14 protein-coding genes are annotated in these 15,102 nt (G+C 45.3%); 2 read left to right on the top strand and 12 right to left on the bottom strand.

Annotated features, from left to right (window positions below):
- Nucleotides 1-17: 17 nt before the first annotated feature.
- A complete protein-coding gene (locus ACFQZT_RS33350; protein ID WP_379307462.1) occupies nucleotides 18-677 on the bottom strand; it encodes an HlyD family efflux transporter periplasmic adaptor subunit in 660 nt (219 codons plus the stop codon).
- A 286-nt stretch (nucleotides 678-963) separates the two neighbouring features.
- On the opposite strand from ACFQZT_RS33350, the gene ACFQZT_RS33345 reads away from it, so the two are divergent.
- Nucleotides 964-1,392 (top strand): MarR family winged helix-turn-helix transcriptional regulator, encoded by a 429-nt coding sequence (locus ACFQZT_RS33345; RefSeq protein WP_379307460.1) that lies wholly within the window; start codon nucleotides 964-966, stop codon nucleotides 1,390-1,392.
- Nucleotides 1,393-1,491: 99 nt separating this feature from the next.
- Here ACFQZT_RS33345 and ACFQZT_RS33340 read toward each other — a convergent pair whose 3' ends face one another.
- The 9 genes from ACFQZT_RS33340 to ACFQZT_RS33300 all read right to left on the bottom strand — a co-directional run bounded on the left by ACFQZT_RS33340 (nucleotide 1,492) and on the right by ACFQZT_RS33300 (nucleotide 12,683).
- Nucleotides 1,492-2,793, bottom strand: coding sequence for an ABC transporter substrate-binding protein (locus ACFQZT_RS33340; protein WP_379307458.1), 1,302 nt, complete (start codon nucleotides 2,791-2,793; stop codon nucleotides 1,492-1,494).
- A 70-nt stretch (nucleotides 2,794-2,863) separates the two neighbouring features.
- Entirely contained in the window at nucleotides 2,864-4,447 is a 1,584-nt protein-coding gene (locus tag ACFQZT_RS33335) for a response regulator (protein WP_379307456.1), read from the bottom strand.
- 9 nt (nucleotides 4,448-4,456) lie between these two features.
- Entirely contained in the window at nucleotides 4,457-6,268 is a 1,812-nt protein-coding gene (locus ACFQZT_RS33330) for a sensor histidine kinase (RefSeq protein WP_379307454.1), read from the bottom strand.
- Between the two features lie 68 nt (nucleotides 6,269-6,336).
- On the bottom strand, nucleotides 6,337-7,149 hold the full coding sequence (locus ACFQZT_RS33325; protein WP_379307452.1) for a carbohydrate ABC transporter permease: 813 nt from the start codon (nucleotides 7,147-7,149) through the stop codon (nucleotides 6,337-6,339).
- Nucleotides 7,150-7,161: 12 nt separating this feature from the next.
- Entirely contained in the window at nucleotides 7,162-8,082 is a 921-nt protein-coding gene (locus tag ACFQZT_RS33320; RefSeq protein ID WP_379307450.1) for a carbohydrate ABC transporter permease, read from the bottom strand.
- A 96-nt stretch (nucleotides 8,083-8,178) separates the two neighbouring features.
- Nucleotides 8,179-9,492 (bottom strand): ABC transporter substrate-binding protein, encoded by a 1,314-nt coding sequence (locus ACFQZT_RS33315; protein WP_379307448.1) that lies wholly within the window; start codon nucleotides 9,490-9,492, stop codon nucleotides 8,179-8,181.
- A gap of 400 nt (nucleotides 9,493-9,892) precedes the next feature.
- Nucleotides 9,893-11,536, bottom strand: coding sequence for a 3-keto-alpha-glucoside-1,2-lyase-like domain-containing protein (locus ACFQZT_RS33310; RefSeq protein ID WP_379307447.1), 1,644 nt, complete (start codon nucleotides 11,534-11,536; stop codon nucleotides 9,893-9,895).
- A 377-nt stretch (nucleotides 11,537-11,913) separates the two neighbouring features.
- Complete coding sequence (locus tag ACFQZT_RS33305) at nucleotides 11,914-12,486, bottom strand: substrate-binding domain-containing protein (RefSeq protein WP_379307505.1); 573 nt, start codon at nucleotides 12,484-12,486, stop codon at nucleotides 11,914-11,916.
- An 11-nt stretch (nucleotides 12,487-12,497) separates the two neighbouring features.
- Nucleotides 12,498-12,683 (bottom strand): hypothetical protein, encoded by a 186-nt coding sequence (locus ACFQZT_RS33300; protein ID WP_379307445.1) that lies wholly within the window; start codon nucleotides 12,681-12,683, stop codon nucleotides 12,498-12,500.
- A 213-nt stretch (nucleotides 12,684-12,896) separates the two neighbouring features.
- On the opposite strand from ACFQZT_RS33300, the gene ACFQZT_RS33295 reads away from it, so the two are divergent.
- Nucleotides 12,897-13,412 (top strand): FMN-binding protein, encoded by a 516-nt coding sequence (locus tag ACFQZT_RS33295; RefSeq protein ID WP_379307443.1) that lies wholly within the window; start codon nucleotides 12,897-12,899, stop codon nucleotides 13,410-13,412.
- An 81-nt stretch (nucleotides 13,413-13,493) separates the two neighbouring features.
- Here ACFQZT_RS33295 and ACFQZT_RS33290 read toward each other — a convergent pair whose 3' ends face one another.
- The gene (locus ACFQZT_RS33290; RefSeq protein WP_379307441.1) at nucleotides 13,494-14,222 is read right to left on the bottom strand and encodes a GntR family transcriptional regulator; all 729 of its coding nucleotides are present in this window, start codon (nucleotides 14,220-14,222) and stop codon (nucleotides 13,494-13,496) included.
- 64 nt (nucleotides 14,223-14,286) lie between these two features.
- Nucleotides 14,287-15,069 carry a fructoselysine 6-kinase gene (gene frlD, locus ACFQZT_RS33285; protein ID WP_379307440.1) on the bottom strand — a complete coding sequence of 261 codons (783 nt, stop codon included), beginning with the start codon at nucleotides 15,067-15,069 and terminating at the stop codon, nucleotides 14,287-14,289.
- Nucleotides 15,070-15,102: the final 33 nt, after the last annotated feature.

The raw sequence follows: 15,102 nt of genomic DNA, 5'->3' as shown, positions 1-15,102 counted from the left end.
TGACTAACTCCTCTGCTTTAGTTGCCCTTCAAATGAATTTTGATCGTTGTACTGATTCCCGGTGATAAATCAAGCCCCTGGTAGTCATCGATCGAAATTTTGATCGGAATGCGTTGGGTTACTTTGGTGAAATTGCCGCTGGTGTTCGTTGAAGGAAGCAGCGAAAATGTCGACGCGGTGGCCTTGCTAATTTCTTTCACTTTTCCCGTTAACACCTTGCCCGGGATGTTGTCCAAATTGATCTCTACTTTCTCACCTTCCCGAACTTTGTGAATCTCGGTTTCTTCTATATTTGCCGACACATATAATTTGTTCGTATCCACGACCATCGCTACGGTCTGACCGGGCGAAGAAACTTCGCCTTCTTTAACCAAGGTTTTAATCACCGTTCCCTCAATGGGTGACCGCAAAGCTGCTTGATCCAGGTTGCTTGTTGACAGATTGTTGGTATCCTGCTGACCGATAATCTGATCGGCCAGAACATGATCGCCTTCATTTACCTGTAAGGATGTAACCTTGCCGGTGATACGGGGCATGACTTTATAGATATCTCCGGTCAGCCGCGAATCATCGGTAGAGATATAATTTTGTCCTTCATACCAAAAATATCCGCCGATTCCCCCACCGACGACTACCAGAGCTGTCAAAATGACATATAACATGACTTTACGCTTCATGATTTCTCCTCTACCTTCTTTTCCGTATGTCTCTAAATCAAATCTATGGATCCCTGCAATTGCGACAATTGACTTAGGAGTTTGGCCTTGCTCAACTTAAGACTTATCCCTATCTCTCCTAAATTTTTGCTTATATGATTGACTCCCTCCCTAACAAGTTGTACTATGAAACTATATTATTGCATTATACAACTAATAAAAACATTGTCAATACTCTTTTCTATGGCTTGGCATAATTCACAAAAGATTGGGTATGTTATCATTGTTCATATGAGGTGGTTCTGACATGCAAAAACAACAATCGCTCGAAAGTCTTGGCCTTGAAATGGCCATTTTGGTTCGCCGTCTCACATCTATTGCATCCGATAAAAAGATGGGCAACCTCGACCGGTCGGCTTACCTTTTATTACACCAAATCTGCGCGTACGGTTGTTCTGGTGTAAAAGCATTAGCTGATGCCTTACATCTGGACATTTCTACCGTCAGCCGGCAAGCTGCTGCATTAGAGCACAAAGGATACGTGTACCGAATACCCGATCCGCAAGACGGACGGGCATACTCTCTTCATATCACAGACTTGGGTAAACAGGAATTAGTCCATTATAAACAAGCGCGGTCTGATAGATTAAAGGAATTATTGCAGGACTGGACGGACGAGGAGTGCCAAATGTTTGCAGAGCTTTTGAGGAAATTCAATTTAACCATCAAGCAATGAGTTTTATTTGTAAAAATGCAAAAGAGGCCTGCTGCCGCAGCAGCAAGCCTTTCCTGCATCTGTTCGAATTATCATTTGCACGTCCATTCAGCTAAGCGCTTAGTTCGCCAGAATATCATTAAGCTTTTTCTCCAGTGCAGCTAAGCCTTCCTCCGGATCGAGCCCGCCCAAAACGATACTTTGCAGGTCTTCCGAAAGGGTCGTGAAGATTGTAGCGTATTTATCGGTTTGCGGCGCAAATTTAACATGTTGCCGTGCCTCAATAAAAAGCTTGCGGTAGGGCAGTTGCTGGTATTCTGCACTTTGCACAACCGCCCGGTTTGCCGGCACATGTCCCGCTTGCCCCCAAACAACGCCGCCGATTTCCGAGAAATATTTCATAAAGATCATTGCAGCTCTTTGCTTCTCCGGAGTCACATAAGCAGGAATCACAAGCGTATGAGAACTGCCCCAATGTACGGGACTGCCGAATATCGACGGAATAGGTATGATTCCCACAGACAAAGATGGTTCACTTAGATGATGACCAGCCTCCCAGACGCCTCCGAACCACAGTGCAGCTTTGCCATTGTGAAACGAATCCCAAGGCGTTTTGTCATATAAATCAGCTAAATGACTCGCGTATAGCTGCTGATAAAACTGCAGGACTTTCAATGCCTTATCATTATGAATCGCTGACTTCGTTCCATCCTGATTGAGCAATTCACCGCCTGCTTCATAGTATAGATTCAAGAACGGTTCCTGAAAATAAGGCGTGTTTACCGCCAGTGGCTGTACGCCCGGCACCATAGTCTGGATTTGCTTCAGCATCCGGATGAATCCCTCCGGCGTTGTGTCACCTAGCTTAGGTGTGTCATCTTCATTCAGCAGCCCTGCTTTTTTCAAAATGTCTTTGTTGTAATAGAGCATTTGAAAATGGGTGTCGAGTGGAATCGCAAAAGGCTTGCCGTTATAGCTTACGCTCTGCACATTAAACTCATCAATTTCATTGAAATCAAACCCCGCATCACTCGCCAATCGTTCAAGCGGCAAAATTTGCTTGGCTTTCACAAACGGTGAAATCCGGTCAACGTGCGCAACAGCGACATCAGGTCCTTTTCCGGAAGAAAGCGCCGTACTCAGCTTCACATAGTACTCGTTGGATTCCAATCGAAGTTGTTTGACGATAACCGCTTTCTGTGAGGCATTAAAATTTTGAACGATTTGCTCTAAGAAATCTCCTTCGCCGCCGCCGAAAGAATTCCAGAACGTCAACTCGATAGGGGCCGCGTTTCCTGGTAGTGGCGTTTGACCGTCAATGGTCTGATCCTGGCTGCCCACCTTGCTTGCCGAGCACCCGGATAGGACAAGCATCATTATGACAAGCGTCGGGACTAACAGACCTATGCACTTCCTGACCATATAGTCCCCCCCTTTCTGCCATGGATTTATATAATATGGTAAGCGTTTGCATTAATGGATATTATAGCATCTAACCTTCTCCTCTTGTTCGGCTCCGGTATTCGGAAGGCGATACGCCTGTTATTTTTTTAAACACCTTGGAGAAATATTTCGGATCCGCAATCCCGACCAAATGACCGATGTCCGCCGTCTTCAGCTCACCTGTCAGTAAAGATTTGGCTTTCTCGATCCGAACGCGGGTTAGATGCTCCAGGAAACTTTCTCCCATTTCCTTCTTAAACAGATTGGCAAAATAATTTTTGCTCAAATGAACCAGGTTGCTGATCGATTGCAGCGAAATTTCTTGATCATAGAACTGTTGAATATATTGCGTCGCTTTAATAATGCTGTTGCGATCACTGTTATAAACCTGAACCATGTGCCCGACTAACTCGTCGAATGCCTTCATAAACCAAACTTTGCTTTGGTGTATCGTCTCCAATTTGGACAATTGATCAAAATATTGCTTCTTCAAATGAAGGATGTTTTGCTGATCGCTTGACACATCCGACCAGAGTGTTGTGAGCATAATTAAAAGCTCTAATGAAATGATTTGCACCATATCGTAGTCTTTACGGGAAGCTAGTTCCCCAAACAATCCTTCTAAATACGCCTGCAGCTCTTTGGATTGAAAAGCATAAACCATCGAGTGAATGTGGTTCGTGCTCAGCTTCATATTCTCGCCTCGAGTCATGTTCATAGGCATATAGTCCACGCCATAGGCAATTACCTGCCCGCTGCCAACAAACATCTTATGTTTAACGGCTTCCAAAGCCTCCACGTAAGCGCGATGCAGCTCATTCCATGCTTGAATTCCGTTACTAATGCCGATGGTGCAACGCATAGCATTGGAGTCCATCAGATGGGTAAGGAGCGATTGTGCAAATTCCCTCACTGCATTCGTTCCTTGCACGGACGGTGCATCCGGAAATAACAGAACGTTCATCTCTCCCTGTTTATCCGGAAATACTTCATAGCGGAGCTGCCACGGTGGAACCATGGACTCTAGCGCCATGCGAATATAAGCTTGACCTTCCAAGATGCCCTGCTCCAATGCGTTCTTGTTTATGTGAAGCATGTATAGAGGGAACTTGGCATTGTGTAATCCGATGCTTTCTACCGCGTTTTGAATGTTCACAGGATCTGTCAGCGATCCCTCTGTGAGATCCATCCAAAACTTTTCCTTCCACAACGGTTCAACGTCATCAGCAGGCTTCACCTTGCTTACGGGAGAAGATTCTTCAATTGCTTCCTTCACCTTCAGAAGGGCTTGCTCAAAATCACGCGGCATCATATCCGACTTAATTAAATATTCCGAGACGCCGTGGCGGATCGCTTCCTTGGCATATTGAAAGTCTTCCAAATTGCTCAGGATTATAATTTTCATGTGCGGATTGCTTTTACGAACTTCCGTTATTAAAGCAATGCCATCCATGACAGGCATCTTAATATCGGTAATCAGAATATCAGGCGGCTCCTGGCCAATCAAATCCAATGCTTCCTGCCCGTTGGACGCTTCACCTATCACCGTCAATCCAACCTTTTCCCAATCAATCATCGACCGAATTCCGTATCTAACGATATATTCATCTTCAACAATAATTACACGAAACATAGGTGCCTCCTATTCCATGAAAGGAAGCCGGATACCGATTCGCGTACCGGCCCCTGGCTCACTCTGAATGTCTATCCCATATGGCTTTCCGCAAATCAGTTTGATGCGCTCATCCACATTCGCCAGTCCGATGCCGCCCATTTTCTCGCCCGATTGCGCATGATGGTCATTGAGATTGCGAACGACGTCCGGTTCCATCCCCCGTCCATTATCCGCCACTTCAAACTGAATGCCGCCCTCGGGATGCAGAGTGCAAGTAATGCGAATCTCCCCTACCGCATCACCGTCTGTGAAAGCATGAAGAATCGCATTCTCCACAATGGGTTGGAGGATCAGTTTCGGAGTCTTTAATGCACGAACATCCTCGTCGATATGCACAAACGTTTCGATGTTGAAATTAAACCTGAATTTTTGAATCCCCAGGTAGCACTGCACATGCTCGATTTCTTCCTCCACTGTAACCGTTTCTTCGCCCTTGCCCAGACTGATCCGGAGCAGACGCGACAGTAAACTGACCATCTCCGCTGCGTTGTTCGCTCTCTGCAGAAGAGCTGTCCATTTAATGATATCCAATGTGTTGTAAAGAAAATGGGGATTGATCTGCGCTTGCAATGCCTTAAGCTCAGCTACGCGCTTATGATTTTGCTCCTCATACACCGTTTTGAGCAATTCATCGATTCTCGCCACCATGTAGTTGAAATTTTCGCCTAAAATATCAAATTCATCATGGCGGCGCTTCGCCCTGAATCGGACGCTCAGATCGCCTGACATTACCTGCCGCATCAGGCGAATCATTTTCAGAATTGGATTCGATATGGAATTCGCCAGCAACATGGCGGTCAAGATGGAAAAAACAATGCAAATGACCGCAATGATCATAATAATTTGCAGCAGTCGGTTGGAGTCTTTATACAGCGCCATTTCCGAGATGACATTGACTACAATCCAATCGTTCGTATGCAGTTTTTTATAATTCACGATCAGTCGATGACCGTCATGTTCGAGCGGAAACCCGAGCTCTTCCGACGAGGATTGAAAGATTTGATTGTAACCGTTTTCTCCTAAGACCTGTTTGACACTCTTCCCAAGGAATTGATTATCCGGATAGGAAATAATTTGTCCGTTGCCGTCGATGACAAAGCTTTGGATATCCAAATTGCTTTTGGTCGTGTTCATGCCGATTTCTTTCAGCACATCCTCACGAATGTCAAGCACGGCGACTAAGCCAACAGGACTGTCGTCCGATGTCTTGTAAATCTGCTTAGCCAGGGAAAACACAGGGACATTTTGCGTATTCACGCTATCTACATAAGTACCCAGACGTGTTGAAAACCAACGGAAATTGCTCCCGTCATCCAGCGTTCGGAGGAATGGGCTTACTTTATCGCTGGAGCGATCGCTCCAGCGGTAGATCCCTTTGATATAATGCTTTTGCGATAGAAACGAGATTGACTGGAAGTCCTGATTAATCGCAATAATCGTTGAAAGCTTCGTGGTTAGCGATAAACTGTCCAAATCGTATTGCGATTCATCCGTTCGATCCAGCGCGCGCAGCATAGAGACGATTTCATTATTATTGACGACCTGCATCATCATATCTTTATAGATCCCTAATCGCGTGTCAATATTATCCGCCGTTTGCTTCAGTAACTGCTCGGAATATTCCGTTACCTTATTGTTGATCGTCGATTTCGAGATCGAAAATGAAATAAACCCCAAGGCGAGCAAAGGAGTTAAGGAAAATAGAAATAAAAGCAGCATCCATTTGTAGCGTATGCTGCTCGTCCATATGTTCAACCATGGGGTGATTCGTTTCCTCATTGATCTGCTGTTCATTCCTGGTGTGTGGGTCATCGTAAGAACCCTTTCTATATCGAATGATCGTAAGGTTAGCCTTTAATTCCTGACATCGCAACGCCCTGAACGATATGACGCTGCAGCACGGCGAACACCACAATTGTTGGAATGGCCGCGATCGCGCTAGCCGCCATAATGAGATTCAAGGACATTGTATTATTCGACAAAAATGTCGGTAGTCCTGCCGATAAAATCATATTCTCTTGCGAAGTAATCGACAAATACGGCCACAGGAAGTTATTCCACGAGAGGATAAAATAAAAAATACCAACGGAAACCATGGCCGATCTCGTTAACGGCAAACAGATGCGCCACCAAAGGGTGAAGTTTCTGCTACCATCGATTTGCGCAGCCTCTATGTAATCTTTAGGCACTCCATCCATGAATTGCTTTAAGAGCAAAATGCCGATCGGATTCGTCAAACCCGGCAAAATGATCGCCCAGATATTATCAATCAACTTCAGATGCAGTGTGGTTTCATACAGCGGAATGAGAATCGCTTCCGTAGGAATCAACAACCCCGAAACAATGAGCAGATAAAAGAAGCCTCTGGATTTAAAAGCCAATTTTGAGAAAGAAAATGCAGCCAATGAACTGAAAATGATCGAAAATACAGTTGTGAGCACTCCGATGATCACACTATTCCAGGTCCATCTTAAAATTTGCGAATCTTTGATCACTTTCACGTAATTATTTACATTCAGATCGGTAAATTTCAACCAGTCACTGAGTGTGTAAACATAGACGCCGTCAGGCTTAAGCGAAACGAGCAGCATCCAGATGAGCGGGAAAATAAAAACTAGTGCGAGAATCACGGCGATGACGTTAAGCGTGACTTGTTTCATGTTCAACCTCCGTTAGTCTTTACTGTTTGTTAATTTGAACTGGATGACTGCGACCAGCAGCATGATGACACAAAATACAATCGACTGTGCGGAAGCGAGACCGAACATATCTTTTTTAAAGCCTGTCACGTAAATGTAACGAATCATCGTATTCGTGGAGTCCCCTGGGCCTCCGCCGGTCATGATCTGAACTTGCCCGAACAACTTCAAACAGGAAATGATTTGATAAAACACTTGTATTTTCATGACTCTCGACAAACCCGGCAGCGTGATATGCCAAAACTGCTTCCAGGCGCCTGCGCCATCTATTTTCGCAGCTTCATAATGATCTATTGGAATTTCTTGTAAACCGGCCAAAAATAAGACCATCCCGAACCCGACTGTCCACCAATCTGTGGTTAGCGTAATGGCCCACCAGGCAAAGTGCTTGTCAGTAAGCCAGTGAATATCACCCGGAAAACCTAGCAGCTTTATCAAAGCGTTAATCGGACCGTACTTGGAATCGAACAACCGCAGCCAAATAAAACTGATAACGGAAACCGACAAGACATAAGGCAGAAAAAAAGCCGATCGTATCGCTGTACGAAAACGGATCTTTTGATTAATGATAAGGGCCAGAATGAGTCCAAGCACAATAACCGTAGGCGCACAAATGATAACAAAATAAAAGGAGTGCCATACATACAAATAAAAGTCTTGATCGGTGAAAATCTTCTTATAATTGGCGAGACCGACATACTTCTGCATTCCCTGAATGCCCCATACGTGTAAACTCATCCAGGCTCCGCGCCATACCGGCCATAGATAGAAGATGGCAAAGGGGATAAGGAACGGCACAAGGTAGATAATCGCCTTCAATTCTGTTGCAATGCGTAATGGGTATGGTTTGCGGAGGACCAATGTCCTGTCGCTCTCTCTCACTTTAGTCTCCATTGGTTATTCTCCTTAGGGCTGATTCTTTCTGAAAAGAACGGGTGAGGCTGCCGTGTTCCTATGCCCAGCAGCTTCACCCTTTCCCGTACTACTGCGTTAGTTAGACAAAATATCGTTAATTTGTTTTTCCATGTTTTTCAAGCCTTCCTCAGGCGTCTGCTTGTTGAAAATAATGTTTTGCAGCGATTCGGAAACAGTCGTAATAATCGTCGTGTATTTATCTGTCTTAGGAGCGAATTTCACTGTTTTCTGTGCCTCAATAAAGAAATTGCGGTATGGCAGCTTCTTGTATTCATCACTTGTCGTTACAGCGCTATTCGCCGGTACGTGACCCGCTTGTCCCCATGTTTTGCCGCCGATTTCCGAGAAGTACTTCATAAATTTCGCAGCCGCTTCTTGTTTCTCAGGCGTCACATAAGACGGAACGACGAGCAAATGCGAACTGGCCCAATGCGTTTGGCTGCCGAAAATGGCGGGAAGCGGCATAGCGCCGATGTTGAGCGACTTATCGTTCAGCAAAAGTCCGGCTTCCCATACACCGCCGAACCAAAGCGCCGCTTTGCCGCTATGGAACGAATCCCAAGGTGTTTTATCGTTCAGGTCACTGTATTTGTTGTTGTATAAATCCTGATAAAATTTCAATACGCTAAGCGCTTTGTCGTTGTTGATCGCCGCTTTGCTTAAATCCGAACTTAACAAGTCGCCGCCTGCCTCGTAATAGAGGTTCAAGAATGGCTCCTGGAAATACGGTGTGTTTACTGCGAGCGCTTGCACATCCGGCACTTTGGCGTGAATTTGGGCGAGTGTCTTTTTGAATCCATCCGGCGTGAGTTCACCCAGTTTAGGTGTACCGTCTTCGTTCAACAGATCCGCTTTTTTGAGCAAGTCTTTATTGTAGTAGAACATATGGAAGTGCGTATCCAAAGGAACTGCGTATGGCTTGCCGTCATAAGTAACACTTTGCAAATTGGAATCCGAAATCTGCTTCAGATCAAAACCAACTTTATTCGCGAGTTGATCGATAGGTAGAATCTGCTTCGCTTTCACAAACGGAGAAATGCGATCAACGTGCGCAACGGCCACATCCGGCCCTTTCGAAGAAGATAAGGCGGTACCGAGCTTCGCATAATACTCGTTAGACTCCAATCGAAGCTGCTTAACCGTAACTTCCTTCTGAGAATCGTTAAACCCTTTAACGATTTGATCGACAAAATCGCCTTCGCCGCCGCCAAACATATTCCAGAACGTAATTTCAACCGGGCTGGTCGCTTTCGTTTCTGCTGACTTTGGCGCTTCCGTGGAAGACGGGTTAGCGGCTTTGGTACCGCTTTCTTTTGTGCTTGAACAACCTGATGCAACCAGGGCAAGCGCAACACTTGCGGACAGTATACCTGTAAACTTCTTTTTCATTCTTCTAACAACCCTCTCTCTTGCTGATTTGTAGTTTACGAAAGCCTTTCCAATCATGATGTAAGGGCTTCCTTGGTTATTACTTTACAGCGTTTGCAGCTGTCTCTGAACCGATAAAAGCCACAACTTAGGTGAACAAATTTAAGGTGTATTCAACGCATGCCGGGAGCAAAAGTAGACAATGTTACGATCAGGGGTGAATACTAAGATCGGTTTGTCGTCCGGGCGGCTTCCTAGTTCTTTTTTCCAGGCCTTATGGACACTATCCCCTTCACTCAGAAAATTCCAATCGAGATGCCGACTGTTAAGACCCGCCAAAAAAAATTAAAGTGCCGAGAAGTCCTCAGGACTTTCTCGGCACTCTATACAGAGCTCGAAGGCTCCGCTCTACGTAAAACAATTAATTCAGTGTGATATTATCAAAGCTTACGCTATTGTTGAATCCCCCACGAACGCCAATCGTACCGTTCGTATAGGTTGTATCGGTATAACTGATTTTCGGAGTCGTCATGTCGCCGACGTACACGAGGATATTCCCGTTGTTGACGACAATTCTCATATGATACCAAGTATTGGTAGCTATCGGTGTGTTGACTGAGTTCAGCAGCGTCCAGCTGTTATTGAAACGCCCCAGCCAGATCAAGCCTGTCGAATCAATCCCCGCACCATAGCCTTGAAGACCGTCCGTTCCGGTTGATGGATTGGTAACGTTGAAGATCAGACTGCCCTGCCCGGCGTTATTCAGTTTAATATCCCCTTCAAGTATATAGTTGCGGCCAGACGGGTACGGCGTCAGAATCGATTTATCCGCACTGGTCGAAGTCAGGTTATAAGTGCCGCTGCCCACATTCCAGGTTCCGCCATAATGAACCCAACCACTATCGTTTACGGAAAAATCGTTGGAATACGCGTTGGTCAGCGAACCGAAACGCACCTGAATGTTGTGCCCGCCGACGCTGCGGTTCACGGAGTCAATCACGGCAATTTCATTCGAGGCGGTCTGATAGATCGCTCCCCATAACGTATTGCCGAATGGAGACACATCGTTATTATACCAAGTGCTGCCGTAATCATTACTGATTGAAATGACATTCGAATTCGAGCTTAGCACGAGTCTACCGTCTGTCAATGAAACGATATACGGCCCGCCCTGCTGGTTGGTCGATACTTTGGTCCCAATTCCGCTAGCCCACGTTTTGCCGTCACTGTTCTTTTTATAAAAAATATTGCAGCTTTGCGTGCCGCACACTTCAAAGGTTACGATATACTGTCCATTCGTCATCTTCGTCCAGACCGGCATCCCTGGACGCGCTGCGGCATTGCTCGGATCCCATGCCACATAAATTTCGTTCCCCCAGCTCGCGCCGCCGTTGGTTGATATTTTCTCGGAAATAATTTGACTGTAGGATGGATTCTCCGTCACATGCTTCTCATTGGCGTACATCACAGCAAGAGATCCGTCGTCCAGGAATGCCATATGCGGCTCGTAGACCCCTTTGTCAGGGTTACCAAGAGATCCCGGTGTACCGTTATTCTGATCAATCATGCTCAAATAGGTCCAATTCGATCCGCCGTTCGTGCTCTTATAAACTTTCAATTGGTACGACTCTTGCCAACGAACGGATCGCATGGCAAGTAAAATGTCGCCACTCGGCAGCTGGATGAGCTGACCATTATCCAGATCGCGTCCATCCTCCCAGAGCGTGGCCGCCAAGCTCCACGTCCGGCAGTTGTCCGTGCTGCGGAATACCTGCAAACGTGTACCTCCCCATGAAACCTTGGTGTAGCCATTATTATCATAGATCGTGGCGACAGCAAGCCAATCACCATTCGCAAGCTTAATCATACGTGGATATTCGGAACCGAATGTACCGGGGCTTATGCCACGAGCATCTGGTCCCGCGTCCGTAAAGGTATTAATGTTCGTGACCGTTGATGTGGATCCCCAAGTAATCGGGCCGTTCGCGGCGAAAGCCGGAACTGCACCCATCAACAGAACAAAGCAAATCAGTGCAGCCATGGTTGCGAAGGTCTTTTTGAACATAACATGTCCCTCCAAGCGTATAAATGTTTTCAATTGAAAAAGCTCTAAGCGGCGGTCTTTACTCGTCGTCCCTCCTCCCGACCTTCATCATTCCTTACTTGCCCAACATTAAAGTCAGCGCTTACAGTAGACTAGCCATGTAAGGGCTTACATGTAATATTGTAATGATCAGCACCCAGCGACAAAACCTACAATCTGCATACATTAGGTAAACGATCTTACGGTTTTATGCGGATCTCCGAGTTTCCTCCATTTTACTGTCACGAAAAGGTAGACGTTGTTACGCTTGATGCACAATCTTAATAGAAGAGCCTGACCTGAGCATTCAGGCCAAGCTCTCTCTGAGGTATCAATAATTTCTTGTTGCAATGATACGTTTAGCGCTTTCTTGCGAAAAAACACCTTCTTCTGTAATAATGTTCACGGGAATTTCTTTTCCCGCAGCCAAATGTTGCACGGTTAAAGTCGCCGTTACCCGTTTTCACAATTTTGAAGCCAGGGTAATTTTTAATTTCATCTTCAAACCCTTTTTTACGGTCCGTTGCCGCACTTGCACCTACAGTTCCTTCCAGCTCAACAATATTCGCTTTTTTATCTTTACCAATGAGATCAGCGAGATTTTTGGCTGCATTTTGACCTTCCAGAATGAAATCGGAGCCGATGAAAGAGGTGTAAAGATCCGCATTCTTCTTATCAATGTTGCGGTCTACTAAAATGACTGGGATCTTAGCTTGCTTCGCTTCGTTCAGAACAGCTTCCCAGCCAGTTTCCACAACCGGCGCCATGGCAATAACATCGACTTTTTGAGCGATAAAGGAGCGAATGGCTTTAATCTGGTTTTCTTGTTTTTGCTGGGCATCGGAAAATTTTAACTCGATACTTGGATCGTTTTTCGCCGTATCTTGGATCGATTGTGTTTCGGCTCCGCGCCATCCGCTTTCTGCACCGATCTGAGAAAATCCTACGACGATTTTGCCGCCAGCTGCACCTTTGTCTGCCGGTGTTGCCGCCGCTTCTTTGGTTGTGCAGGAGCCTGTGTTCCCGCAGCTGGTGTTTCACTTACCGTTTTAGCTCCGCATCCGGCAATCAATGTAAGCATGACAGCAGCTGATACAAGTGACCCCAAAACTTTTCTTTTCTGATTCATGGATGAATCCTCCTCATTAATGTTGAACTACAAATTTATTGTAGTAAGAATGAGTGGGTAAAGTATTTACACCCAAAAGTGATTTTTTACACTTTTCAGCCATAATAGCGTCGCTTCAAAGATGCACCACATACCAAGTGAGTTTTAAGAAAATTTAAATGTTCGTTCCTTATAATGAAACTATCGATGAAGCTTTACATTGGAGGGATTGATATGGCAAAAATGAACAAAAAGTGGGTCTTCCTTTGTTCAACAGCCATTGGAGCGATTTATACCGCTGGATATTTCGCAACAGAAACACAGGCGACGATACAGCAACTGCAACAACAAGTACAAGTTAAATCGCAACCTAAAAGCAGCCAACCACAACAACAAGCACAAGTCAAATCGCAACCTAAAAGCAGCCAACCACAACAACAAGCACAAGTCAACACGCAAACTGAAAGCAGCCAACCAAAAAGACTTTATAAAGATGGTGTATTTAAGGGGACAGGCACTAATCGACGTGGATCGATTCAGGTAGCAGTAACAGTTAAAAGTGATAAAATAACAGATGTTGAAATCAGTCATTTTGCCATGCATTATTCAGAAGATGACGTAGTCCATTTGCCACAAGAAGCGGTACAGAAACAAAGTGCGCAAGTGCAAAATGTATCAGGTGCGACGTATAGCACACAAGCATTTAAAGATGCCATACAAGATGCGCTCTCCCAGGCCCGAAACTCATAATGCTTAGATTCCTGAAAAGCCAAAAAACGGAGCCCGCAAACATGAGCAGCTCCGTTATTGTTATTTCATCATCGGCAGGACTTATTTGGCTCTATGAACAGTGAGATTAACCTTGTTCGTTTCACACATAAAGGTAGAAAGATGCACAGGCTCGTCTTTTGCATCGAAGGCAATTTTCAAAATTCTAAATAGATTGGCTCCGATATCGCATTCCAGCAGTTTCGCGTAGTCCTTTGTCGCACCGATCACTTCGATAATCTTATCATTGCTCACGATTTCCGTATGATAATCCTCCGAAAGGGTTTTATACGTAGATTCGTTCATGGCGATTTTCTTTTCCAAATCAGGAAACCGGGTGAGCGAATAATGAGCGATATCGTAAAAAAGCGGGCGATCATTGACATACATGAGTCGTTCCAGCTCCAATACGCGGCTTCCTTCCTCAATTTGAAGATGACCGGCAACGTCCGCAGGCGCTTGTATAACCTCGCTTCTTAAAATCCGGGAGTTGGGGATCATGCCTAGTTGATGACTAAACTCTGAGAATCCGCTAACAGATAATAATTCATTATGGAACTTGTTGGATGTAACAAATGTTCCTCTACGGGGAATGCGTGTCAGAGTCCCTTCATTCACTAATTCCTCAACTGCTTTTCGGATCGTAATACGGCTTACGTTATAAATTTCACAAAGTTCCGCTTCGGTTGGGATCTGTTCATCGGGTTTATAGGTTCCGTGCTGAATATCATTTTTCAACATCTGCCGGATCTGCATGTACAGCGGCTGGGGCGTTGAAGGATTTAAATTCATAAGACATTCATCCTTATCCATCAATGTTATATAGTATGTATTATACATTGATGGACCATTCGAGTCACCATGCGCCGAAATACCCGATTGTTCGGGCTGCAGTGTCCGTACCTAGTTCCAAACATTTATCAATAGGGCGACCATCCAATAGGCCATAAATAAAACCTGCGATGAACGAATCGCCTGCTCCCATCGTATCCACTACGTTCACTTCAACTACGCTGCATGGATAAAACTGTTCTCCATCGTAGGCAAGCGATCCATTTTCACCTAAGGTAGCCACGGCAATTTTAGAACCGCGCCGCTTTACATCTCTCAAAAATTGCCGGATATATTCATCATCCTTCGTATAAGAGAAGAACGGGTAATCGACGAATGGCGATAAGCTATTTACGAGATCGTCATTCAACTGATCTGAGAAGTCAAACGAGGTGAGCAATCCCTTTTCTTTGCAAAGGGGGAAGTACGGATCCGCATGACCCCAAATCCCTGAATGGATAAGTTGATAGTTTTGAACAAAACGGAACTCATCCGCCGTTAAGGAGAATTGCGCCATGACACCTTCGTCGTAATCCCCGAATTTCCTGTCGTTCCCTACCATCTCTACATAGGTAACAGCTGTTTTCCCCTCTTTTCTCGAAATGCGGGATGTATCCACCCCCTTCTCCCGGATCGCTTGAATCATGATTTCCCCATAAGGATCGGAACCGACCCACCCCAAATAAGCGGTTTCGGCACCCAGCCCTTTTAAATAGACCGCCACATTAACAGGATTACCACCGGGATACGCTTTGCCGCTTGCTTGATAGACATCCATGCAGTTATCTCCGACTGTAACAATTTTCATTTGCCTTCGCCTCCTGATAAAGAATGAGCACTA

Source organism: Paenibacillus sp. GCM10027628 (assembly GCF_042676385.1).
GTDB lineage: Bacteria > Bacillota > Bacilli > Paenibacillales > NBRC-103111 > Paenibacillus_E.
The sequence above is the reverse complement of the archived record's forward strand: the minus strand, read 5'-3'. Positions and strand labels throughout refer to the sequence as shown.

Bases quoted from the DNA above. Each gene is read 5' to 3' on its own strand.
- ACFQZT_RS33350 (WP_379307462.1), bottom strand. From the start codon at position 677: ATGAAGCGTAAAGTCATGTTATATGTCATTTTGACAGCTCTGGTAGTC.
- ACFQZT_RS33345 (WP_379307460.1), top strand. From the start codon at position 964: ATGCAAAAACAACAATCGCTCGAAAGTCTTGGCCTTGAAATGGCCATT.
- ACFQZT_RS33340 (WP_379307458.1), bottom strand. From the start codon at position 2,793: ATGGTCAGGAAGTGCATAGGTCTGTTAGTCCCGACGCTTGTCATAATG.
- ACFQZT_RS33335 (WP_379307456.1), bottom strand. From the start codon at position 4,447: ATGTTTCGTGTAATTATTGTTGAAGATGAATATATCGTTAGATACGGA.
- ACFQZT_RS33330 (WP_379307454.1), bottom strand. From the start codon at position 6,268: ATGAGGAAACGAATCACCCCATGGTTGAACATATGGACGAGCAGCATA.
- ACFQZT_RS33325 (WP_379307452.1), bottom strand. From the start codon at position 7,149: ATGAAACAAGTCACGCTTAACGTCATCGCCGTGATTCTCGCACTAGTT.
- ACFQZT_RS33320 (WP_379307450.1), bottom strand. From the start codon at position 8,082: ATGGAGACTAAAGTGAGAGAGAGCGACAGGACATTGGTCCTCCGCAAA.
- ACFQZT_RS33315 (WP_379307448.1), bottom strand. From the start codon at position 9,492: ATGAAAAAGAAGTTTACAGGTATACTGTCCGCAAGTGTTGCGCTTGCC.
- ACFQZT_RS33310 (WP_379307447.1), bottom strand. From the start codon at position 11,536: ATGTTCAAAAAGACCTTCGCAACCATGGCTGCACTGATTTGCTTTGTT.
- ACFQZT_RS33300 (WP_379307445.1), bottom strand. From the start codon at position 12,683: ATGAATCAGAAAAGAAAAGTTTTGGGGTCACTTGTATCAGCTGCTGTC.
- ACFQZT_RS33295 (WP_379307443.1), top strand. From the start codon at position 12,897: ATGGCAAAAATGAACAAAAAGTGGGTCTTCCTTTGTTCAACAGCCATT.
- ACFQZT_RS33290 (WP_379307441.1), bottom strand. From the start codon at position 14,222: ATGAATTTAAATCCTTCAACGCCCCAGCCGCTGTACATGCAGATCCGG.
- frlD (WP_379307440.1), bottom strand. From the start codon at position 15,069: ATGAAAATTGTTACAGTCGGAGATAACTGCATGGATGTCTATCAAGCA.